20 protein-coding genes are annotated in these 22,734 nt (G+C 68.0%); 10 read left to right on the top strand and 10 right to left on the bottom strand.

Translation table 11 applies throughout. The features are described from left to right. Window positions 1-31 precede the first annotated feature (31 nt). Window positions 32-1,516 carry a dynamin family protein gene (locus AB0M22_RS12490; protein WP_364726867.1) on the top strand — a complete coding sequence of 495 codons (1,485 nt, stop codon included), beginning with the start codon at window positions 32-34 and terminating at the stop codon, window positions 1,514-1,516. A 5-nt stretch (window positions 1,517-1,521) separates the two neighbouring features. Here the strand turns inward: AB0M22_RS12490 and AB0M22_RS12485 are convergent, their stop codons facing one another. Further along, window positions 1,522-2,088, bottom strand: a complete 567-nt coding sequence (locus AB0M22_RS12485) for a TetR/AcrR family transcriptional regulator (RefSeq protein ID WP_364724591.1) — start codon at window positions 2,086-2,088, stop codon at window positions 1,522-1,524. 73 nt (window positions 2,089-2,161) lie between these two features. On the opposite strand from AB0M22_RS12485, the gene AB0M22_RS12480 reads away from it, so the two are divergent. Continuing rightward, a complete protein-coding gene (locus tag AB0M22_RS12480; protein ID WP_364724588.1) occupies window positions 2,162-3,391 on the top strand; it encodes an FAD-dependent monooxygenase in 1,230 nt (409 codons plus the stop codon). Between the two features lie 27 nt (window positions 3,392-3,418). Here AB0M22_RS12480 and AB0M22_RS12475 read toward each other — a convergent pair whose 3' ends face one another. The 4 genes from AB0M22_RS12475 to AB0M22_RS12460 all read right to left on the bottom strand — a co-directional run bounded on the left by AB0M22_RS12475 (window position 3,419) and on the right by AB0M22_RS12460 (window position 5,779). Further along, window positions 3,419-3,700, bottom strand: a complete 282-nt coding sequence (locus tag AB0M22_RS12475) for an XRE family transcriptional regulator (protein WP_364724585.1) — start codon at window positions 3,698-3,700, stop codon at window positions 3,419-3,421. Further along, on the bottom strand, window positions 3,700-4,038 hold the full coding sequence (locus tag AB0M22_RS12470; RefSeq protein WP_364724582.1) for a type II toxin-antitoxin system RelE/ParE family toxin: 339 nt from the start codon (window positions 4,036-4,038) through the stop codon (window positions 3,700-3,702). Before AB0M22_RS12470 ends, AB0M22_RS12475 begins: the two co-directional genes overlap by 1 nt. Window positions 4,039-4,115: 77 nt before the next feature. Next, on the bottom strand, window positions 4,116-5,276 hold the full coding sequence (locus AB0M22_RS12465) for a zinc-binding dehydrogenase (protein WP_364724579.1): 1,161 nt from the start codon (window positions 5,274-5,276) through the stop codon (window positions 4,116-4,118). 53 nt (window positions 5,277-5,329) lie between these two features. Next, on the bottom strand, window positions 5,330-5,779 hold the full coding sequence (locus tag AB0M22_RS12460; protein WP_364724576.1) for a helix-turn-helix domain-containing protein: 450 nt from the start codon (window positions 5,777-5,779) through the stop codon (window positions 5,330-5,332). Between the two features lie 87 nt (window positions 5,780-5,866). Between AB0M22_RS12460 and AB0M22_RS12455 the strand changes: the two genes are divergently transcribed. Further along, entirely contained in the window at window positions 5,867-7,303 is a 1,437-nt protein-coding gene (locus tag AB0M22_RS12455) for an MFS transporter (protein ID WP_364724574.1), read from the top strand. Between the two features lie 50 nt (window positions 7,304-7,353). Here the strand turns inward: AB0M22_RS12455 and AB0M22_RS12450 are convergent, their stop codons facing one another. Then, on the bottom strand, window positions 7,354-7,653 hold the full coding sequence (locus tag AB0M22_RS12450; protein WP_364724571.1) for a hypothetical protein: 300 nt from the start codon (window positions 7,651-7,653) through the stop codon (window positions 7,354-7,356). Between the two features lie 106 nt (window positions 7,654-7,759). Next, window positions 7,760-9,361: an FAD-binding oxidoreductase gene (locus AB0M22_RS12445; RefSeq protein ID WP_364724568.1), complete on the bottom strand. Its 1,602-nt coding sequence runs from the start codon at window positions 9,359-9,361 to the stop codon at window positions 7,760-7,762. A 354-nt stretch (window positions 9,362-9,715) separates the two neighbouring features. Here AB0M22_RS12445 and dnaK point away from each other — a divergent pair, with 354 nt between their 5' ends. The 5 genes from dnaK (at window position 9,716) to AB0M22_RS12420 (ending at window position 15,567) form a co-directional block, all read left to right on the top strand. Then, the gene (dnaK, locus tag AB0M22_RS12440; RefSeq protein WP_150400106.1) at window positions 9,716-11,563 is read left to right on the top strand and encodes a molecular chaperone DnaK; all 1,848 of its coding nucleotides are present in this window, start codon (window positions 9,716-9,718) and stop codon (window positions 11,561-11,563) included. Further along, on the top strand, window positions 11,560-12,240 hold the full coding sequence (grpE, locus tag AB0M22_RS12435; protein WP_364724564.1) for a nucleotide exchange factor GrpE: 681 nt from the start codon (window positions 11,560-11,562) through the stop codon (window positions 12,238-12,240). The genes dnaK and grpE overlap by 4 nt, the downstream gene beginning before the upstream one ends. A gap of 26 nt (window positions 12,241-12,266) precedes the next feature. Next, a complete protein-coding gene (gene dnaJ, locus AB0M22_RS12430) occupies window positions 12,267-13,424 on the top strand; it encodes a molecular chaperone DnaJ (RefSeq protein WP_364724561.1) in 1,158 nt (385 codons plus the stop codon). Beyond that, entirely contained in the window at window positions 13,424-13,828 is a 405-nt protein-coding gene (locus AB0M22_RS12425; RefSeq protein ID WP_364724558.1) for a helix-turn-helix transcriptional regulator, read from the top strand. The genes dnaJ and AB0M22_RS12425 overlap by 1 nt, the downstream gene beginning before the upstream one ends. Window positions 13,829-14,397: 569 nt before the next feature. Further along, the gene (locus AB0M22_RS12420) at window positions 14,398-15,567 is read left to right on the top strand and encodes an FAD-binding oxidoreductase (protein ID WP_364724555.1); all 1,170 of its coding nucleotides are present in this window, start codon (window positions 14,398-14,400) and stop codon (window positions 15,565-15,567) included. Between the two features lie 104 nt (window positions 15,568-15,671). On the opposite strand, the gene AB0M22_RS12415 is transcribed toward AB0M22_RS12420, so the two are convergent. The 3 genes from AB0M22_RS12415 to AB0M22_RS12405 form a co-directional block, all read right to left on the bottom strand. Beyond that, a complete protein-coding gene (locus AB0M22_RS12415; protein ID WP_364724552.1) occupies window positions 15,672-16,463 on the bottom strand; it encodes an FAD-binding oxidoreductase in 792 nt (263 codons plus the stop codon). Between the two features lie 44 nt (window positions 16,464-16,507). Then, entirely contained in the window at window positions 16,508-17,668 is a 1,161-nt protein-coding gene (locus AB0M22_RS12410) for an FAD-binding oxidoreductase (RefSeq protein ID WP_150400100.1), read from the bottom strand. A gap of 282 nt (window positions 17,669-17,950) precedes the next feature. After that, window positions 17,951-18,886 carry an NADP-dependent oxidoreductase gene (locus AB0M22_RS12405; RefSeq protein ID WP_364724545.1) on the bottom strand — a complete coding sequence of 312 codons (936 nt, stop codon included), beginning with the start codon at window positions 18,884-18,886 and terminating at the stop codon, window positions 17,951-17,953. 366 nt (window positions 18,887-19,252) lie between these two features. Between AB0M22_RS12405 and clpB the strand changes: the two genes are divergently transcribed. Together clpB and AB0M22_RS12395 are read left to right on the top strand one after the other, a co-directional pair. Next, window positions 19,253-21,808: an ATP-dependent chaperone ClpB gene (gene clpB, locus AB0M22_RS12400; RefSeq protein ID WP_364724542.1), complete on the top strand. Its 2,556-nt coding sequence runs from the start codon at window positions 19,253-19,255 to the stop codon at window positions 21,806-21,808. Window positions 21,809-21,879: 71 nt separating this feature from the next. Next, window positions 21,880-22,668, top strand: a complete 789-nt coding sequence (locus AB0M22_RS12395) for a DUF5666 domain-containing protein (RefSeq protein ID WP_364724539.1) — start codon at window positions 21,880-21,882, stop codon at window positions 22,666-22,668. Window positions 22,669-22,734 lie beyond the last annotated feature (66 nt).

The raw sequence follows: 22,734 nt of genomic DNA, 5'->3' as shown, positions 1-22,734 counted from the left end.
GCCGGGGATTGTGGCCGAGGCACATCGGCTGGTGGGCGCGGCGCGCGCGGCGCTGGCGAGTGAGCCGCGGCCGCGGGCACTGCTCGCCGATTGCGCGGGGCGTTTGGATCAGCCGTTGCGCATCGCGCTCGCCGGATCGTTGAAGGCCGGTAAGTCGACGCTGCTCAATTCCCTTGTCGGGCAGGACATCGCGCCGACCGATGCGACCGAGTGCACCCGGGTGGTCACCTGGTACCGCTACGGATCCACCCCGAGCGTGACGGCGCACGCGGGTGATGGCGCCCGCGCGAACGTGGTGGTACGCCGCGGCGGCGGCACGCACGGACTGACCTTCGACCTGGACCGACTGAGCTGGAACGCGCCCGCGCCGCGCGAGGTCGATCACCTCGAGGTCGAATGGCCCGCGGCGGCGCTGGCCCACACCACGATCATCGATACCCCGGGCACATCGTCACTTTCGCGCGAGGTGTCGCGGCGCACGGCCCGGCTGCTGACGCCGGGCGCGGAGCAAGCCGAGCAGAACATCGCGGTTCCGGGCGCCGACGCGGTCGTGTACCTGCTGCGCAGGCTCGATGCCGCCGACGTCCGGTTTCTCGAACAGGTCGGTGCCGGAACCGGTGCGGCGCAAGGGATTTCCGGCCCGCTCGGCGTTGTCGGCGTGGTTTCCAGAGCCGACGAGATCGGCGCGGGCCGGATCGACGCCCTGCATTCCGCGCGCGATGTCGCGACCCGGTTCGCCGGAGAGCTGGAGCGAACGGGCCTGTGCCAAGCGGTGATTCCGGTCGCCGGCCTGCTCGCCTTCGCCGCCGCCACGCTGCGGCAACAGGAGTACGCGGCGTTCGAGGCGCTGGCCGGGGTTCCGGTCGACGAACTGAGCACGGCCCTGCTGTCCGCGGATCGTTTCGCGCGCCGGGATGTCGCGCTGCCGGTGGCGCCGGAGCTCCGCGCCCAGCTCGCGGAGCGGTTCGGCCTCTTCGGTATTCGCATGGCCGTCACCCTGATCCGGCTCGGCGTGCGCGACTCCGCCACGCTGGCCGCGGAATTGACCAACCGCAGCGGAGTGGACGAGCTGCGCTCGGTGCTCGACGTCCAATTCGGCCAGCGCGCCGATCAACTCAAGGCGCACTCCGCCCTCACCGCCCTCGCCCGCGTGCTCACCGCGTATCCGGGCAGCGAGGCCGACGCTCTGCTCCCACGCGTGCGCACCCTGCTCGCCGACGTGCACGGCTTCGCCGAACTCCGCCTGCTCGGCCGCCTCCGCACCGACGAATTGGCTTTGCCACCAACCGATCTCGCCGAGCTGCACCGCCTCATCGGCGGCTCCGGCATCGCGCCGCACCTGCGCCTCGGTCTTCCGGTCGACGCCGCGCCCTCGGTCCAGCGAGACCAGGCCGTCGCCGCGGTCCGCAAGTGGCGATCCCGCGCCCGCCACCCACTCGCCGACCAATTCACCACCACCGCCTGCCTCACCGCCGCCCGCAGCGCGGAAGGCGCCCTCGGCCTGCTGCCGGAGTAGGCCGGTTACGCGGTGATCCTGCGCACCGCCTCGGCCAGATCCGCGCCGGACGGCGCGTGCTCGGGGTCGACCAGATACTGAGCGGCCAGGCCGGTCAGCAGGGCTTGATAGAAGGTGCCGATCACGCGGCCCTGCTCGGTGTCGGCCTCGTCCACATTCTCGAAGAGGCGGGCCAGGCCGGCGCGCGCCTCGGCCAGTCCGGCCGCGAGCTGCTCGCGGATCGCGGGATCGTGGCCGCCCTGCGCGATGATGTCGAAGGTGGCCGCCCACAGCCCGCGATGACCGTCGATCGACTCGATCACCGCCGTCCACTTCGTCGCGAAGCGCTCCAGCGGCGTCGAATCCGGTTGCGCCGCAGCGCTCAGCGCGCGCTCGAGCTCCTCGCCCCACTCCCGGTTCGCCTCGGCGAGCGCCTCGCTCAACAGCGCCTCCTTCGACCCGAAGTGGTAGCCGATCGCGGCCATGCTGACCCCGCCCGCGGCGGTGGCGATATCGCGCACGGTGGTGCGGGCATAGCCCTTCTCGAACAGGCACTGCCGTGCGCCCGCGAGCAGATCTTCACGGTTTCCCATGGTCAACATGGTAGCGCGGACGCCTGAATCATTTGTCTTGCGCAGTCGCCTAAGACAAATGTACAGTTTTTTCATGAGCAATCGACCGATGACCGTCCTCATCTCCGGCGCCAGCATCGCCGGACCCACGCTGGCCTTCTGGCTGAACCGCTACGGCTTCGCGGTGACCATCGTCGAGCGCGCCCCCGCGCTGCGCGACGGCGGTCAGGCGATCGACGTGCTCGGCGCCGGAACCGAGGTGATTCGCAAGATGGGGCTGCTCGGGCAGGTGCACGAGTTCAGCACCGGCAAGCGCGGCACGTCCTACGTCGACGCCACCGGCAAGGCGCAGGCGAGCGTGAGCAGCGAGGTGTTCAACGGCGTCGGCGCGGGCGGGGACTGCGAGATCCAACGCGGCGACCTGGCCAGGGTGCTGTACGAGGCGACCCGCGACGACGTCGGGTACCTGTTCGGCGACAGCATCACCGCACTCGCCGAGGACGAAAAGGGCGTGCACGTCACGTTTTTCAACGCCGAGCCGCGCACCTTCGACCTGGTCATCGGCGCCGACGGCGTGCATTCCCACACGCGCAGGCTGGTTTTCGGCCCGGAGACCGACTTCCTCCGGCACATGGGCTACTACATCAGCATCTACACCACCCCCAACCTGCTCGCGCTGGATCACTGGGAGCAGGACTACAACGTCCCCGGCAAGATCGCCGGCAGCTACAGCGCCCGCGAAAACAACCGAGCCAAGGCCGTTTTCGCGTTCGAGTCGGAGCCGATCGACTACGACTACCGAAATGTCGAGCAGCAGAAGCGCATCGTCGCCGACACCTTCGCCGGCGCGGGCTGGCAGGTGCCCCGGCTGCTCGAACACCTCACCGCCGCCGACGATTTCTACTTCGACGCCATGGCGCAGATCCACATGAACGACTGGTCCAAGGGCCGCATCGCCCTGGTCGGCGACGCAGGCTACTGCGCCGCCCCGCTATCCGGCCAGGGCACCAACCTCTCCCTCGTCGGCGCCTACGTCCTGGCCGGCGAACTGGCCGCCGCCCACGGCGACCACACCGTCGCCTTCCCCCGCTACCGCCGAGAACTCCTCCCCCTGGTCAAGGCCTGCCAATCCTTCGCCGAAGGCGTCGGCAAATGGTATGCACCCCCGACCAACTGGATGATCCGCCTGCGCAACCTCAACATCCGCCTCCTCCCCTACCTCCCCTGGCGCGCCCTCATCGGCGGCGCCCCCCAAAAGGTCGCCCGCACAATCCAAATCAAGGACTACCGCCCCTACGAAACCCCCGCCACTCACAAGCCGTGAGCGCGGCCCTTTGCCGGGGGTGTCCTGTCAAGCGGCGGGGCTGACCGACATCTCCACGTGCATTCCTGCCGCGGTGATCATGTTGACGAGGGCATCCAGGCTGAACAGATGGACCTTGCCGCGCACGAGGTCGGAAACGCGGGGCTGAGTTACCCCGAGTCGTTCAGCCGCCGCTACCTGCGTCCATCCCTGCGCGGTAATCCGTTCCGTCAGTTCGATCATCAGCCGCGACCGCAGTCGCATGTTCTCTGCCTCCAGTGGGGTGTCTTCGATCGCATCCCACACGCTGTCGAACGTTTCGTCCGCCATCAGCGCTCTCCTTCCTTGATCTGTTCTACGACCTGCGCCAGCCGATTCGCCGCGAGGTTCAGATCCGCCGCCGAAGTCTTCTGCGACCTCTTCTGAAAGCAATGTAGGACGTAGATGTGGTCGGCGAGCTTCGCGACATAGATGACGCGAAACGCGCCGGCGTGATCACGCACCCGTATCTCGCGGACGCCGAGCCCCACGCTGGGCATGACCTTCCAATCCACGGGTTCGAGACCACGTTGCACCCGATCTAGCTGATAACCGCACTCCCTGCGCACCGCGAGCGGGAACTCGCGTAGGTCGTCCAGTGCTGTCGCAACGAACTTGATCGATTTCACGGGCCGAAACTATATAAAATTCTGTATACAAGGTTACCGCAATCAGCGAAATCCGACTATCTGCCTGCTCCAGAGCGTCAGGGAGTGACTGCGCTGCTCGTCGGGTCGATGAGGATTTTGGCGTGGTGGTCGGGGTTGGCGAGGGTGGTGAAGGCGGATTCGATGCCGGACAGGCCTACGGTGCCGGTGATCAAGGGGGTGGGGTCTACTTTGCCGTCGGCGAGTAGGTGGAGGGTGTCGCGGAATTCGCCGGGGTCGTAGCCGAAGGCGAAGTGGAGTTCGAGTTCCTTGTTGATGGCCATGGCGGGTTGGATGCGGTCGGATTCCATGCAGACGCCGACGACGACCACGCGCGACAGTGGGGGTGCGGCGGTGATGATCTGGTCGAGAATGCCTGGGACGCCGACGCATTCGAAGATGACCGGGCCGGACGGGCCGGCGTTCAGGGTGTGCGCGAGGCGGAAGACGTACCACCAGGGGAGCTTCGGGACGCGGCGCAGGCGGTCCATGGTGTCGAAGCCGAGGCTGAGAATGTCGGTGACGCCGTTGATCCGGCCGCGCTTGGGGGCGGCGGTCCAGGGGGAGTCGGTGGCGGGGTCGACGACGATGTCCGCGCCGCACGCGGTCGCGAGTTCCCTACGGCGCGGGGAGAAGTCGCTGGCCACGACGGTGCGCACGCCCGCGGCCTTCAGCATGCTGATCACCGCGAGACCGATGGGCCCGCAGCCGATCACGAAAGCGTTCTGTCCCTTGCCGACTCGTCCCTTGCGTACCGCGTGCCAGGCCACCGCCATCGGCTCGGTGAGCGCCGCGTGTTCGGCGGACAGCCCGTTGGGCACCGGCAAGGTCATCGATTCCTGCACCACCACCTGCTCGGCGTACGCGCCGGGCGCCTCGACCGAAAGCCCGGTGAGCTGCGGCTTCGAGCCGTGCCGCACGATCGGCAGCGCCACCACCGGCGTGCCCGTCGCCCACCGCTTGCGGCACCCCGGCCCGTAATCGACTACCGCGCCGCTGAATTCGTGGCCGAGCACCACGCTCTGATCCGCCCGCATGAACGAGTCGTAGCCGGTGGTCACGGCCAAATCGGCCATCTCGTCGGCGTGGCTGCGGGCATGCAGGTCGGAACCGCAGATGCCGCAGCGGGTCACGTCGATCAGCAGTTGCCCGCGCCCGGGCACCGGGGTCGGCAGGTCGATGACCTCGAACTTCGAGTTGGTGACGACGGCGGCCCGCATAGTGAACTCCTCGAATCGGCAGTTCCGTCCACGCTACTGCGCGGAGCCCGGCGCTACGGCGATCCGGCCGTGGCGAGTGCTTCCGCGGCGGCACGGCGATCGTAGTCGTCGCGGGCCGTGGCGATTTCGTTCTGGTGCCCTTCGGTCCAGGTGACCAGGGCCTTGATCGTGGTGTGCAGGCTCGCGCCGAGCGGGGTGAGCGCGTAGTCGACCCGCGGCGGGACGGTCGGGAAGACGGTGCGCGAGACCAATCCGTCGCGTTCGAGCTGGCGCAGCGTGCGGGTGAGCATGCGCTGGCTCACGCCGTCGATCTTGCGCTTCAACTCGGTGAAGCGCAGGCTCCGCTGATCGAGCAGCGCGATCGCCAGCAGCGACCATTTGTCCGCGACGCGGTCCAGAATCTGGCGCACCTCACAGTCGACGCGGGTGTCCCATTGGAGAACGTCGTAGTCGGCGGCGGTATCCCCGCAGTTCCCCGGTGACTTCAATGTGCCGTCTTCCATGGTTGTCGATTCTGCCCGAGACTTTCCCTCGGTATCAAGAGGTAACCGACCCCACTGTGGGGAACTGAGTCTGTTTGGGGAGTCGTGATGGTGAAAGTCAGAGCCGTCGAGGTCTTTACGGAGATGTCCGGCCGCGCCTGGGGCGTGCTCGCGGTGTTGTGCGGCGCGATCTTCCTGGAGGGCATCGACGTCGCGATGCTCAATGTGGCGTTGCCCTCGATCCGGGCCGAACTCGGCCTGTCCACCGGGATGCTCAGCGGCGTGGTGTCCGCGTATGTGCTCGGTTACGGCGGGTTCGTGCTGCTCGGCGGCCGCGCGGCGGACCTGCTCGGCCGCAGGCGGATGTTCCTGTTCTGGCTGACCGTGTTCCTGGTCTTCTCCGGCCTCGGCGGCTTCGCCACCACCGGCTGGATGCTGCTGACCGCCCGCTTCGTGACCGGGGTGGCCGCGGCGTTCCTCGCCCCGGCCGGGCTGTCGTTGATCACCACGAACTTCGCCGAGGGCCGGGTGCGCGACAAGGCGCTGCTGGTCTACGCGGGCGTCGCCGCGGGCGGGTTCTCGCTCGGCATGGTGGTCGGCGGCTTGCTGACCGCGTTCGGCTGGCGCTGGGTGTTCTTCGTGCCGGTGCTCGTCTCGGCCGTGTTGCTGCTGGCCGCGATCGCGCTGGTCCGGGATTCCGGTGTGCCGGAACGGGTTCGGGGCGGGTTCGATCTGCTCGGCGCGTTGAGTGTGACCGGTGCGATGCTGCTGCTCGTCTACGGTGTGGTCCGGCTGGAGCATCCGAGCGACGGCCCGGCGCTGACCGCCGCGACCTTCGCCGCCGGTGTGGCGCTGCTCGGGTTGTTCGTCGCGAACGAACGGCGCACGGCCACACCGCTGGTCCGGCTCGGCATCCTGCGCTCGGCCCCGCTGGTCCGCACCAACCTGGTCGCGGTGTTGTTCATCGGCTCGTTCATGGGCTTCCAGTTCCTCGCCACGCTGTACTTCCAGGAACTGCGCGGCTGGAGCACGGTGCAGACCGGCCTCGCGATGGCGGTGATGGGTCTGGACGCACTGCTCGCGCCGCTGCTGACGCCGTGGTTGGTGCGTAAGTTCGGCAATGTCCGGGTGGTCTTCGGCGGCGTGGTGCTCGCGGCGCTGGCCTACGCGCTGTTCTTGCCGACCGATCTCGACCGGACCTACATCGCCATGCTGCCGACGATGTTGCTGCTCGCCGTCGCCTTCTCGCTGGTTTACGGACCGCTGACCATCGCGGGCACCGACGATATCGCCACGGAAGAGCACGGCCTGGCCGGTGGATTGCTCTACACCGCAATCCAATTCGGTGCGGCGCTGGGCATCTCGGTGGTGACCGCGGTGAACGTCGCGGCGGTCGACGCGGGCAAGGCCGGGATGGACGGGCTGCGGACCGCGCTGGTGGTTCCCGTGGTCGCCGCGGTGCTGGCGGGCGTGATCGCGGCGACCGGGCTGCGGCGCGGCGCGATCGCCGAGACCGGCGAACTGCCGGAGCTGGCGCGCGCCTGAACCGAATCGAACGGGCCGGAGTGGTGAATCCGCTCCGGCCCGTTCGGATTTCACGGCCGCTCGCGTAGCGCGGGGAACACCTCCTCCTGGAGGTAGGTGTCGAGATCGCGCCCATTGCGCCGCGCCTCGATCACCGCGACCCCATGCTGCTCCGCCTTCTGGATCAGCAGATCCCGCGAGACCCGTTCCACCCCACCGCCGATGAGCAATATCCCCACCGGTTCGCGGTCGAGCACCGCGAGCGCATCCTCGTCGGCGATCACCCCGTGCGCGGTGAACCCCTGCGCCTGGATCTGCGGAATCGCCGAGTCCACCACATTCCGGCCGCGGCCGATGACCAAGATATCCATATCCAAACTATGCACGTTGTCGCAGCGCACGGCCGCGAGCAACGGGCTTCGTCCGAGTAGTCATCCCGGACTCACGCAGGAGCGAATGCACCCCTGCTGACGTAATTCACAGGAGCACACCGGGATTCAGGATGCCCGCCGGATCGAGCGCGGACTTGGCCGCGCGTAACGCGAGCGCGAAGGGTTCCGGGCGTTGCTTGTCGTACCAGGGGCGGTGATCACGGCCCACCGCGTGGTGATGGGTGATGGTGCCGCCTGCGGCCGAGAGTGCCTCGGAGACGGCGGCTTTGATCTCGTCCCACTGTGCGACGGTGCTGCCCCAGCGCCCGGCGGCGTAGATGCCGAAGTACGGCGCGGGTCCGTCCGGGTAGACGTGGGTGAATCGGCAGGTGACCACGCCGGTCGCGCCGACCGCGCGGATCGCGTCGTTCGCCGCGGTGGTCACGGCGGCCTTCAGTTCGTCGAATCTGTCCCACGTGCAGGCGGTTTCGAAGGTCTCGGTGATCATCGACTGCGCCGCGAGTGCGTCGCGCTGGTAGGGCATGCGCAGGAAGGACGAGCGCCAGGCGTCGGCGGTGCCGCCGCCGTGGGTGTTGGTGTCGGAGTCCGAATAGCGGACGGGTTCGGGCAGTTTGCCGCCGTGTTCCGCGGCGATCTCGACGGCGCGTTCCATCCAGGGCCGCGTCGGGTGGTCCGCGGATTCGAAGCCGAGCACCAGCACCCCGCCCGCGGTCGCCGCACCGGCATTGAGGAAGGCCTCGGCGGGATCGAGCAGCCGGCAGTTGGTCGGGTACAGGCCGGATTGCGCGACGGCGCGGGTGGCGGCGACCGCCTGCCCGTAGTCGTCGAAGTGCACGGAAGCCGTTGCCCGCCAACGCGGCCGGTCCTGTAGGCGCATCCAGGCCTCGGTGATCACGCCGAGCGTGCCCTCGGAGCCGAGGAACATCCGATCGGGCGCGGGCCCCGCGCCGGAACCGGGCAGCCTGCGCGATTCGCTGACGCCCGCGGGCGTCACCACGCGCATCGACTCCACCAGGTCATCGATGTGGGTGTACAGCGTCGCGAAGTGCCCGCCTGCCCGGGTGGCCAGCCACCCGCCGAGCGTGGAGAACTCGAACGACTGCGGAAAATGCCGCAGCGTCAGATTCGCTTCGCGCAGTTGGTCTTCCAGCGCCGGACCGAACACGCCGGCCTGAATCCGCGCGGCCCGGCTGGTGGGATCGAGCTCGAGCACCCGGTCCAGCGCCCCGAGATCCAGGCTCACCGCACCGGCGAAATCCCCGTCGAGCCGCGGCTCCACGCCGCCCACCACGGAAGTCCCACCGCCGAACGGGATTACGGCGATGTTCGCCCGGCTCGCCCAGTCCAGGACGTCGACGATGTCGGCCTCGGAGCGCGGCCGGATCACCAGGTCGGGCGGAGTTCCGACCTCGCCCAGCAGATTTCGCACCACGTCCCGGAACGCCTGCCCGTGTGCATGGGCCGCGCGATCGGCGGGATCGACGGAAACCAGCTCGGCCAGCGCGTCCGGCGCGGCGACCCGCGGCGCGGGCAGCGCGAGCGACTCGATCGCCGGCGGCTCGTGCGCGGTCAGATCGGCGCCCGGCAGGATGGCCGCGACCCGCTCGGTCAGCGCCGCCCGCTCCGCGCCGCCGACCGCGTCCTCGACGTTGCCCCAACCCCACCATGACCGCGTCTTCGTCGGCACCGTGACTCCTTTCCGCCGGGCTCGCGCCCGTCGCGCTGGCTATTGCACCACGGGTAGCCACGCCGGGGCCGCGGGACGAGAATCGGGCACAGCAGAAATAGATGCCGAGGTTCGGGAATGATCCGCGGCGGTTGTCCGTTGAGCTATTCGACAACGTTGAGTGTGTCGGGCTCAAGTTTGAGTTGACTCCCGGTGATAATTGGGGGCAGGATTGAGCCGACCACGCTCAGCGTTGCTGGGACCGTGCTCCGTCAGGTGCTTGGGGCGAGGTCTCGCGGCACAGGGTGACCTGGCCGCAGGGCGACATCCGCCCAGCACCGACACCAGTAAGTACGTCAAATAGGAGGAACAACAATGGCTCGTGCGGTCGGAATCGACCTCGGGACCACGAACTCGGTCGTCGCCGTACTCGAAGGCGGAGAACCGGTCGTCGTGGCCAACTCGGAAGGATCGCGTACCACCCCGTCGATCGTCGCGTTCGCGAAGAACGGCGAGGTGCTGGTCGGCCAGCCGGCCAAGAACCAGGCCGTCACCAACGTCGACCGCACCATCCGCTCGGTCAAGCGCCACATCGGCACCGACTGGACCGTCGAGATCGATGGCAAGAAGTACACCCCGCAGGAAATCAGCGCGCGCACGCTCATGAAGCTGAAGCGCGACGCGGAGGCCTACCTCGGTGAGGAGATCACCGACGCGGTCATCACCGTGCCGGCGTACTTCGAGGACGCACAGCGCCAGGCCACCAAGGAAGCCGGCCAGATCGCCGGCCTGAACGTGCTGCGCATCGTCAACGAGCCCACCGCGGCCGCGCTGGCGTACGGCCTGGACAAGGGCGACAAGGAACAGACCATCCTGGTCTTCGACCTCGGTGGCGGCACCTTCGACGTCTCGCTGCTGGAAATCGGCGAGGGCGTCGTCGAGGTCCGCGCCACCTCCGGCGACAACCACCTCGGTGGTGACGACTGGGACGAGCGCGTGGTCACCTGGCTGGTGGACAAGTTCAAGGCCAGCGCGGGCATCGACCTGACCAAGGACAAGATGGCGCTGCAGCGGCTGCGTGAGGCCGCCGAGAAGGCGAAGATCGAGCTCAGCTCCTCGCAGAGCACCTCGATCAACCTGCCCTACATCACCGTCGACGCGGACAAGAACCCGCTGTTCCTCGACGAGCAGCTGACCCGCGCCGAGTTCCAGAAGATCACCTCGGACCTGCTCGACCGCACCCGTGCGCCGTTCCAGTCCGTGATCAAGGACGCGGGCATCAACGTCGCCGACATCGACCACGTCGTGCTCGTCGGTGGCTCCACCCGCATGCCCGCCGTCTCCGAGCTGGTCAAGGAACTGACCGGCGGCCGTGAGCCGAACAAGGGCGTGAACCCGGACGAGGTCGTCGCCGTCGGCGCCGCGCTGCAGGCCGGTGTGCTCAAGGGCGAGGTCAAGGACGTCCTGCTGCTCGATGTGACCCCGCTGTCGCTGGGCATCGAGACCAAGGGCGGCGTGATGACCAAGCTCATCGAGCGCAACACCACCATTCCGACCAAGCGCTCGGAGACCTTCACCACGGCCGACGACAACCAGCCCTCGGTGCAGATCCAGGTGTTCCAGGGTGAGCGCGAGATCGCCTCGCACAACAAGCTGCTCGGCTCGTTCGAGCTGACCGGCATCCCGCCGGCCCCCCGCGGCGTGCCGCAGATCGAGGTCACCTTCGACATCGACGCCAACGGCATCGTGCACGTGACCGCGAAGGACAAGGGCACCGGCAAGGAGAACACGATCAAGATCCAGGACGGCTCCGGCCTGTCCAAGGAGGAGATCGACCGGATGGTGAAGGACGCCGAGCAGCACGCGTCCGAGGACAAGGCCCGCCGCGAGGAGGCCGAGACCCGCAACCAGGCCGAGTCGCTGGTGCACCAGACCGAGAAGTTCATCAAGGAGAACGAGGACAAGGTCCCCGCGGAGATCAAGTCCAAGGTGGAGGCGGCCATCGCCGAGGCGAACGAGGCGCTCAAGGGCACCGACATCGCCGCGGTCAAGGCGGCCGTGGAGAAGCTGGCGACCGAGTCGCAGGCGCTCGGCCAGGCGATCTACGAGTCCTCGGCCAACGAGTCGGCCGCGTCCAGCAACGGATCCTCGGCCACCGACGCCGATGACGAGGTCGTCGACGCCGAGGTCGTGGACGAGCCGGTGGACACGGAGAAGAAGTGACCCACGGCAACAATTCGGAGCAGCGCGACTCCGAGCAAGAGCCGGTCACCTTCGTCGACAACCGCAAGATCGACCCGGAGACCGGCGACGTGCGGGAGCCGGCGGCGGCTGAGTCCGCCGCCGGGCCCGGCCCGGACGCAGGCAACGGCACCGATCCGATCATCGGCACCGCGCAGGGCGCCGAGCTGCTGGCCGACGCCATCAGCAAGGAACTCGCCGAGCGCACCGCCGATCTGCAGCGGCTGACCGCGGAGTACGCCAACTACCGGCGCCGCGTCGAACGCGATCGCAAGACCGCGATCGACACCGCCAAGGCCGCCGTGGTCACCGAATTGCTCGGCGTGCTCGATGATCTCGATCGGGCGCGGGCGCACGGCGACCTGGACAACGGACCGCTCAAGTCGGTGGCCGACAAGCTGGCCACCGCCCTGCACAAGCAGGGGCTGGAGGAATTCGGTACCGCGGGTGAGCCGTTCGACCCGACCCTGCACGAGGCCGTGCAGCACGAGGGCTCCGGGCACGACCCGGTGATCGGGCTGGTCATGCGCAAGGGCTATCGGTTCGGCGAACGGGTGCTTCGGCACGCGCTGGTCGGGGTAACCGATGGGGTGGCCGACGCGGCCACAACCGATTCGACCGAGGCATCGGACGCTGATGCCGGCGCGAACAAACAGTAATAAGACGCGAGAGGAGGAGATATCCGGTGAGTCAACGGGAGTGGATCGAAAAGGACTTCTATAAGGAACTGGGTGTCTCCTCCGGCGCCTCGCAGGACGAGATCAAGAAGGCGTACCGCAAGCTCGCCCGCGACCTGCATCCGGACGCCAATCCCGGGGACAGCAAGGCCGAGGAGCGGTTCAAGACCGTCAGCGAAGCGCACGCGGTGCTGTCGGATCCGGCCAAGCGCAAGGAGTACGACGAGACCCGCAAGCTGTTCGCGGGTGGCGGCTATCCCCGCGGCGGGTTCACTCCCGGTGCGGGCGGCGGCTTTTCGCAGGACTTCAACATCGGCGACATCTTCGGCACCGCGAACGCGGGCGACGGTGGCCTCGGTGACCTGCTCGGCGGCCTGTTCAACCGGGGCGGCACCCGCACCACGAGCCGGCCGCGCCGCGGTGCGGACGTGGAGACCGAGACCACCCTCGGGTTCCGCGAGGCCGCCCAGGGCGTCACGGTTCCGCTGCGGATGACCAGTCCGTCGCCGTGTACCACCTGTCACGGCAGCGGCGCCAAGCCGGGCACCAGCCCGCGAGTCTGCCCGCACTGCAATGGGACCGGCATCATTAGCCGCAACCAGGGCGCGTTCGGCTTCAGCGAGCCGTGCGACGACTGCCGGGGCACCGGCTCGATCATCGACGACCCGTGCGTCGACTGCCACGGCAGCGGCATCCAGAACCGCACGCGCACCATCACGGTGCGGATTCCCCCGGGAGTCAGTGACGGACAACGGATTCGGCTGGCCGGACAGGGCGAGGCGGGCCTGCGCGGCGCGCCCTCGGGTGATCTGTTCGTCAGCGTGCACGTCAGCCAGGACAAGGTGTTCGGCCGCAACGGCGACGACCTGACCCTGGTCTTGCCGGTCAGTTACAGCGAATTGGTGCTCGGGACCACGGTTTCGGTGCCGACGCTGGAAGGGCGCGTCGGCGTCAAGGTGCCGCCCGGCACCGCGGACGGCCGCATCCTCCGGGTGCGCGGTCGTGGCGTGCCCAAGCGCGGCGGCGGCGCCGGTGACCTGCTGGTCACCGTCAAGGTCGCGGTGCCACAGAAATTGGACGACAACGCAGCCGAGGCGCTCCGGCGCTTTGCGGAGGCGGAGAAGGCAAGCGGATTCGATCCACGGGCTGGATGGGCAGGTGCTTGATGTCCCATGATCCGAAGCAGGCGTCCAGCGGGTCGCGTGCCGAGTTCTTCATGATCTCGGTGGCGGCCCAGCTGGCGGGCATGCACGCGCAGACCCTGCGCACCTATGACCGTCTGGGACTGGTTACGCCACAACGCACTTCGGGCGGCGGGCGACGCTACTCGGCCAGGGACGTCGAGCTGTTGCGCGAGGTGCAGCGGCTGTCTCAGGACGAGGGCGTCAACCTGGCGGGCATCAAACGCATCATCGAACTCACCAACCAGGTCGAGGAATTGCAGCAGCGGGTCGCCGAACTGGCGGCCGAGCTGGATCGGCTGCGGGCCGGCTATCGGCCGGATCTTTCGCCGCCGCAACGCAGTACCGCACTCGTGGTCTGGCAACCGCGAAATCGCCGTGGTATTTGAGCGAACGGTAGTCCCGCAACAATACTGAATACGGCTGGCTAACTATCGGGCCGCTGGCCTCGGAGAATTGATCGTGCTCCGAGGTCAGCGGCCCGAAGTCATGCCGGGTGCGGGTTTCTGAAGGGTAGCCAACGATAAGCCGAGACTCGGTGTGCGACAGCGCATCGGGTCGTTGGCCTTCGGGCGATAGCCGACTGGTCAGTTTCATCGCGCGCCCCGGTGGCGTGGCGTGTGGCGTGGACCGACTCAGTCGGTCGATCGGCCAGAGATGTTGCCGCGCGGTCGCTCTGAGATCGCTATGGGTACGAGGGTTGCAGAACGAGTCATGCAAATTCAGTGTATCCGTGACTGATTTCACTCGGTTTTTGCGGTCTGCCAGTCGGTTTCGCGAGTGTTTTGCGCTGCGCTTCCTCGTTTCCGGGGAATTACACGCTTGTTGTTTAAACGGAGGATTCCGCTGCTGGCAAACCTCGCCTACACTCCTTGGCAACGGCTGCTGACGAGTGTCCCGCAGCACCTCACTCGCCGGCACAGTTTGTGTTCGAGTGCGAAATGGGGTTGTGACACAAATGGATTCGCGGACTGTCGCTTTGATCAGAACGACGTTCAAGGCGGTTGCTGCGGAGGAAGGGGGGCCGGAGAAATTAGCGAGATCGTTCTACGCGATCCTATTCACCGACTACCCCCAAGTCCGCGATTTCTTTCCAGCAGCCATGGACGCACAGCGTGATCGCCTTGTCAAGGCCATCGCCTATGCCTTGGACCGGTTGGAGGAGCCGAACAAGCTCCTGCCGTTCCTCGCCCAGCTCGGGCGCGACCATCGCAAATACGGTGTGCAGCCGGTGCATTACACCGCGGTCGCCGTCTCGCTGAAGACCGCGATGCGGGTGTACGCGGGCACCGAGATGTGGACCGACGAGGTCGACCAGGCCTGGGACGAAGGCCTGAAGATCATCGGCGACACCATGATCGGCGCGGCGGAGAAGGAAACCACGCCGCCGGTCTGGACCGGCACCGTGGTGGAACGCCGCGACGTGCTGCGCAACCTGACCGTGCTGCGGCTGCAACTGGACCAGCCGATGCAATACGCGGCCGGCCAATACCTCAGCGTGCAGGTCCCGTCCCGGCCGCGGATGTGGCGCTACATGTCGCCCGCCGTGCCCGCGAATGCCAACGGGGAGATCGAGTTCCACGTTCGCGGCGTGCTCGGCGGTTGGGTCAGCTCGGCCATCGTCGGCCAGACCGCGATCGGTGACCAGTGGCTGCTCGGCTCGCCGCTCGGCGGCCTCGGCATCCCGCGCAACACCAAGCGCAAGATGCTGATGGTCGGCTGCGGCACCGGCATCGCGCCGCTGCGCGCCCAGCTGATGGCGATGGCGCAGCGGCGGACCAACCCGAAGGTGCATCTGTTCGTCGGCGGGCACCATCCGTGCGACCTCTACGACCTGGACACGCTGAACAGCCTGGCCGTGGCCAACCGTTGGCTGACCGTCACCCCGGTCACCGAACACGACGAAAACCCTTGGTGGTACACCGATTCCGGCGAACTGGCACCCGCGCACGCGGGGCTGGAACCGCGGTTGACCGGGCAGATCGGCAAGGTGGTCGCCAGCTTCGGCGCCTGGGCCGACCGGGACGTGCAGATCGTCGGCTCGCCGTCGATGGTGCAGACCACCAAGTTCCGCATGATGGCCGCGGGGACGCTCACCAAGAACATCCGCCACGACCCCCTGTTCTGACCGACCGCTCGGGATTTCGACCCCTCCCGTAATCCCGGGCCCAGTCGGAATCCGGTCGCGCCCAGTACCGCGGCCGGATTCCGGCGTCAGTGTTCGGCGGTCGTTTACAGACCCTCGAATTGGATGCGCTCCGGCGGAGTCCCGGTGGCGAGCAGTCGATCCACCGTCGCATTGACCATGGCGGGCGAGCCGCACACCAGCACCTGATGGTGGTCGAACGCGCCGTGCGAACCGACCACCTCGGCGAGCGTGCCGAACAGCATTTCGTCCGGCGGGAAGCCGATGTTCACCCGGCTGCGCTCGTACCACTCGTCGACCCAGCTGGGATCGTCCGGACTCTCGACCACGGGAATCACCGTGAGCCAAGGCAATTCGCCGGCCAGCAGGAACAGCATGTCCGAGGCGTACAGGTCGCGCGGGGTGTGGCCGCCGAAGAAGAGATAGGTGTGCGGCGGTTCCGGCTCGCGGGCCAGGTCCAGGATCTGCGCGCGCAGCGGGGCCAGGCCGGTGCCGCCCGCGATCATCACCACCTCTTCGCCCGCCGGGTCGACCGCGAAACTGCCGAACGGGGCGCGGATCTGCCACTCGTCGCCGGGCCTGGTGTCGGCCACGATGGAGCCGCTGCACCAGCCGCCGGGCACGGTGCGCACGTGGAACTCCAGCTTGCCGTCCAGCGACGGCGGCAGCGCCGGGGAGAGTCTGCGCCGCATGCTCGGTTGCTGCGGCACGGTGACCTCGACGGACTGGCCCGCGAGGAACGGCACGAACTCGCCGATCAGCCGAATCACCGCCAGGTCGTGGCGGATTCGATGGTGCCCGACCACCGTGGCTGTCCATTCGGTCGGGTGGTGTGCGCCATTGCCCAGCGCACCGGGGTCCCCAGGTGTCCTACCCACCCCACGGACTCCGTCCGCTGCCATCCCCCATGGGGCCTCCTTCGTCAAACGGGATCGGAGCTGATGATGTGCTCCGGAGTGCCGACCGCGATCAACGCGCGCCGGGTGTCCGCGATCATCTTCGCCGACCCGGCGATCTGGATCTGCCGGTCCGCCCACGCGCCGAAGCTCGCGACCACCGCGCCCAGATTACCGATCAGCCGCCGGTGCATGCCGTACGGCTCTTCCTGCGGCGGATGGGGGTACCACCACGGATTGGTCTTCTGTTCACAGACCGGGACGATGGTGAGCCACGGATTGCTCTGCGAGAGCTGCCACATGTTCTCCACGTCGTAGAGATCGCAGGGGTAGCGGCCGCCGATGAAGAAATGCACCCGCGGGTTGATGCCGCGCTGGCCCATCTCGATCAGCTGGGCGCGCAGCGGCGCGATCCCGGTACCCGCGCCGATCAGCAGCACGTCGCGGCCGCTGTCCCGGTCGACGTGCAAGCCGCCGAGCGGGCCGGCGATCTGCCAGCGGTCGCCGACCCTGGTCTCGTTCACGATGGCCGGGCTGACCCAGCCGCCGCGGATCTTGCGGACATGGAACTCGATCTCGCCGTACGGGTTCGCCGGGATGGCGGGGGAGAAGTAGCGCCACATCTTCGGCCGCTGCGGCACGGTGAGCGGCACGTACTGCCCGGCCTGATAGGGGATCGGGCTCTCGGATTGCAGCCGCACGATGGCCAGGTCCTCGAGCACCCGGCGGTGACCGACCACGGTCGCCTCCCAGTACGGCTGGGACTTGTCCGAGTTCGCGCCGATGGCCATGGACGCGGAGATCAGGATGGTGATGTCGCGCCAGCCCTCCTCCAGCCCACGATGCCAGGTCCCGATGCCGTTGTACGCGCGGAACGCCGAGAGCAGGGCTCGGCCCGCGGCGTCGTAGTGCGCCGCGTCGACCCCGTATTTGCGATGATCGCGGGCCAATTGCTCCAGGAACTTCTGCGCCCGCCCCCAGTCCTCGAGGTGATCGAGCACGTACTGGATGGCGGTGACGATCCGCTTTGCCTGCATTTCCATCGCAGGCGGGAAGAGTTCACGCAGTTGCGGGTTCTCGGCGAACAAATGACCGTAGAACGCACTGACCAACCGCTCGGGTCCGTGCGGTGACTCGATCACCGCACGGAAGTTGGCGCGGACCAGCGCAGCCGAACGCGCATCCACGACGCGAAGCTTCCTTTCCCTCAGTTCTGCCCGGGGACGTATCCGTAACCGGCGGTCCTCCGCTGATCAGTATCCCCGAAACTGCCGAAGTCGTGTTGGTATGCACAACCTGCTCGCGACTACGCCCAGCTGACGTTCGGCTAGGTCGCGAGCCTCTGGTGTGCACCGGGCTCGCTCGCCGGCGCTTCGGCCTCGTTGACAGGTTATCTGCCGGATTGCCCGGACCGCCTCGGCAGGGTGTTCGCCGAGAGCGATGCCGGTTCAGTTACCCCGTAGCTGCGGCTAGATGGTGAGCACCGTTTTGCCGCGGGCGCCGGTCGCGCCGATGGCGGTGGCGCCGTCGGCCAGCGGGAGGGTGGCGTCGATCGGGACGACCACGTCGCCCTCGGCTACCCGGTCCAGTAGTCGGGCCAATTCCGGTGCGCGGCCGCTGGATTCGATGTTGCCGCCGCGGATGCCGCGGGATCGCAGGGCGTCCTCGTCGGCGGACCAGATGGTGGAGTAGACGGTGCCGCCGTCACGCACCAGGGTGGTCAGCTCTGCGAGTACCTCGGGCGGGCTGACCAGGTCGTAGAGGACGTCTATGCCGTCGGGGTGGGCGGCGCCGACCTGCTCGCGCACCGGGCCCGCGGTGTAGTCGACGGTCTCGGCCGCGCCGAGCCGGGTCATCTGGTCGGCGATCGCGTCGCGGGCGGTGGCGATGACGTTCGCGCCCGCCATGTTGGCCAGTTGCACGAGGAACGAGCCGACGCCGCCGGTGGCGCCGACGATCAGCACGGTCTGGCCGGGTTCGATCTTGGTGGCGTCCACCAGGTCCTGCGCGGTGACGCCCGCGGTGGGCAGCGCCGCGGCGGCCGCGGTCGGCACGCCCTCGGGGATGCGCACCAGGGTGCCGCCCTCCGGGATGACCGCGTATTCGGCGAAGCTGCCGTGACCGGCCGGTGGGTTGAGGAACTTGCCGACCACCCGATCGCCGACGGCGAAGTGGGTGACACCGGGTCCGACCGAGGCGACGACGCCCGCGCCGTCCACCCCGAGGATCATCGGAAAGTCGTGGGGCAGTTTGCCGTCCAGGATTCCGTCGGCCATCTTCGCGTCGAACGGGTTGACCCCTGCCGCCTCCAGTTGGACCCGCACCGCACCCGGCCCGGGTTCGGGGACCGGCATGTCGGTCAACTCCGGCGTGGCTCCGAACTTCCGTACGACAATCGCGCGCATCCATTCGCTCCTTGATCGGGCTGAAGAGTGCGGCCTCGCACCTGCGTGCCGGCAAGCGCTCTTTGATGCATCAACTAACGGCAAACGTCATCGTATGCATCCATACCCCATCGACGCTGTGATTCATCGCATTGGCGCGGTGTCGGGGCGTACGGTTCTACCTGCGCGGGAACCTGACGAGATGGCGCGGGCCGGAATCGGCGAAAAAATCAAACTTGAGCGGAACAGACTCAACCTTTCATACGTTGGACGGTGCAGTACGGCAGCGAGACGCGCGCTATCGCGGGTGGAGGAACTGACCAAGGTCGTCACTTCACTGACCGAATGCTCTCGGTGCCGCGGGAATCGACTAGTAGGAAGGTAACTGTGGACTCCTTCAATCCCACCACCAAGACCCAGGCGGCGTTGACCGCCGCACTCCAGGCGGCCTCAGCTGCGGGCAATCCGGAGATTCGTCCGGCCCACTTGCTGGTGGCGTTGCTGGATCAAACCGACGGCATCGCCGCCCCGCTGCTCAAGGCGGTCGGCGTCGACCCGGCGACGGTGCGGCGCGAGGCCCAGGACATCGTGGACCGGCTGCCCAGCGCGACCGGTGCGACGACCACTCCGCAACTCGGCCGTGAGGCACTGGCCGCGATCACCGCGGCGCAGCGCCTGGCCACCGAGCTGGGCGACGAGTATGTCTCCACCGAGCACGTCATGGTCGGCCTGGCCGCCGGCGACTCGGACGTGACCATGCTGCTGAAGAAGTACGGCGCGAGCGCCGACGCGCTGCGCGAGGCGTTCACCGCCGTGCGCGGCAGCGCCAGGGTGACCAGCCCCGATCCCGAGGGCAGCTACCAGGCGCTGGAGAAGTACTCCACCAACCTCACCGAGGCCGCCCGCGCGGGCAAGCTCGATCCGGTGATCGGGCGCGACACCGAGATCCGGCGCGTGGTCCAGGTTTTGAGCAGGCGCACCAAGAACAACCCGGTGCTGATCGGCGAGCCCGGCGTCGGCAAGACCGCCATCGTCGAGGGCCTGGCCCAGCGCATCGTGGCCGGCGACGTGCCGGAGTCGTTGCGCGGCAAGTCCGTGGTCTCGCTCGACCTCGGCGCGATGGTCGCGGGCGCGAAGTACCGCGGCGAGTTCGAGGAACGGCTCAAGGCCGTGCTGGAAGACATCAAAAACAGTGCGGGACAGATCATCACGTTCATCGATGAGCTGCACACCATCGTCGGCGCGGGCGCGACCGGCGAATCCGCGATGGACGCGGGCAACATGATCAAGCCCATGCTGGCCCGCGGCGAGCTGCGCCTGGTCGGCGCGACCACGCTGGAGGAGTACCGCAAGCACATCGAGAAGGACGCCGCCCTGGAGCGCCGCTTCCAGCAGGTGTTCGTCGGCGAGCCGTCGGTGGAGGACACCATCGGCATCCTGCGCGGCATCAAGGAGCGCTACGAGGTGCACCACGGCGTGCGCATCACCGACTCCGCGCTGGTCGCCGCCGCCACGCTCAGCGACCGCTACATCACCTCCCGGTTCCTGCCGGACAAGGCGATCGACCTGGTGGACGAGTCGGCGTCGCGGCTGCGGATGGAAATCGACTCGCGCCCAGTGGAAATCGACGCGGTCGAGCGCGCGGTGCGGCGACTGGAGATCGAAGAGGTCGCGCTGAGCAAGGAGACCGACGAGGCCTCCAAGCAGCGGCTGGAGAAGCTGCGTTCGGAACTCGCGGACGACCGGGAGAAGCTGAACCAGCTGATGACCCGCTGGCAGAACGAGAAGAGCGCCATCGATCAGGTCCGCGTGCTCAAGGAGGAACTGGAATCGCTGCGCGGGGAGTCCGAGCGGGCCGAGCGCGACGGCGATCTGGGCAAGGCCGCCGAGCTGCGCTACGGCAAGATCCCGGCGCTGGAGAAGCAACTCGTCGAGGCCGAGAAGGTCTCCGGCACCGCCGCGGACGGCGAGGTGATGCTCAAGGAGGAAGTCGGGCCCGACGATATCGCCGAGGTGGTCTCGGCGTGGACCGGCATCCAGGTCGGCAGGCTGCTCGAGGGCGAGAGCCAGAAGCTGCTGCGGATGGAGCAGGAACTCGGCCGCCGCGTGGTCGGCCAGACCGAGGCGGTGCAGGCGGTGTCGGACGCGGTGCGCCGGGCGCGCGCCGGGGTCGCCGACCCGAACCGGCCGACCGGCTCGTTCCTGTTCGTCGGCCCGACCGGCGTCGGTAAGACGGAACTGGCAAAGGCGTTGGCGGACTTCCTGTTCGACGACGAACGTGCCATGGTCCGGATCGACATGAGCGAGTACAGCGAGAAGCACTCGGTGGCCCGCCTGGTCGGCGCCCCGCCCGGCTACGTCGGCTACGACCAGGGTGGTCAGCTGACCGAGGCGGTGCGGCGCAGGCCGTACACCGTGGTGCTGTTCGACGAGATCGAGAAGGCGCATCCGGATGTGTTCGACATCCTGCTCGCCGTGCTCGACGAGGGACGGCTCACCGACGGCCAGGGCCGCACGGTGGACTTCCGCAACACCATCCTCATCCTGACCTCCAATCTCGGTGCGGGTGGCGATCGCGAGTTCGTGATGAACGCGGTGCGTTCGGCGTTCAAGCCGGAGTTCCTCAACCGCCTCGACGACGTGGTGATGTTCCACGCGCTGGACGAGGAGCAGCTCGAGCACATCGTCGACATCCAGCTCGACCAGCTGCAGAAGCGGCTTTCCCAGCGCAGGCTGAAGCTGGACGTGAGCGATTCGGCCCGGTTCTGGCTGGCCGTGCGCGGCTACGACCCGGTCTACGGTGCGCGTCCGCTGCGCAGGCTGATCCAGCAGTCGATCGGCGACACGCTCGCCAAAGAGCTACTGGGCGGCGAGGTTACCGACGGCGACACGGTGCAGGTGACGGTCACGCCAGACGGTGACGGGCTGATCGTCGGCAGTTAGGTAGTGGCGAGTCGGCGGTCGATGCCTCGGGTATCGACCGCCGACCGACCGGAACGCTTAACCTGGAAGCCATGACCAACCCGAACGATCCGTGGGGGCAGCGGCCGGAGGATGCTCCGACCGAGCACCTGGCGGGCAAGTCCGGGTTCGAGCAGCCGCTGCACACCACGGAGTATTCCGAGGCGTACGGGTCCGGCGCGCCCTCGGCGTATCCGGCCACCGAGCAGTTCGAGCCGTGGTCACCGCCCCCGCCGAACGCCACGCGCGAGTTCCCGCCGCACGACAACCAGTGGGGTGCTTACGAAAGCACCTACGGCAATCAGTGGCAGGGCGCGCCGCCGGTCGACGGTGTCCCGCCCGGACCGGGCATGCCGCCACCGGAACCACCGCGGCGGCGCAACACGGGTTTGTGGATCGCGCTCGGCCTCGGGGTCGTCGCGCTGGTCGCCGTGGTCGGTGTCGTCGCGGGAGTGCTGCTCGGCAACAAGGATTCGTCGTCCACCAGCGCCGCGAGCACCTCGGCCTTTCCGACCGCCGTCCGGCCGCTGCCCGGTTCGCCGCGCCCCACGCCGAGCGGGATTCCCAGCGTGCCCGGCCTCGGTGGCGGCATCGACAATCTCGGTGCGACCATGGGCACCATCAACACCAACGATGGCGGCACGCTCACCATCAGCACCCTGCTCGGCGCCACGGTCACCGTGCGCACCGACGCGAACACCCAGGTGATCTCGATGTCCGGCACCAAGGTGTCCGATCTGCCCGCTGGCGACATCGTGTTGATCCAGGGTGACAAGGGTGCGGACGGATCGATTCAGGCCAAGGTGATCATCAGTACCGCGCTGCCCGGCGGTGGACGATGAACGACCCGCAGCACCGCCGCCGGGTGGCGACGGGCATTCGCCCCCCGAGCTGGATAGGCTAGACAC

It is taken from the genome of Nocardia sp. NPDC051756, assembly GCF_040681495.1.
Lineage (GTDB): Bacteria > Actinomycetota > Actinomycetes > Mycobacteriales > Mycobacteriaceae > Nocardia.
The sequence above is the reverse complement of the archived record's forward strand: the minus strand, read 5'-3'. Positions and strand labels throughout refer to the sequence as shown.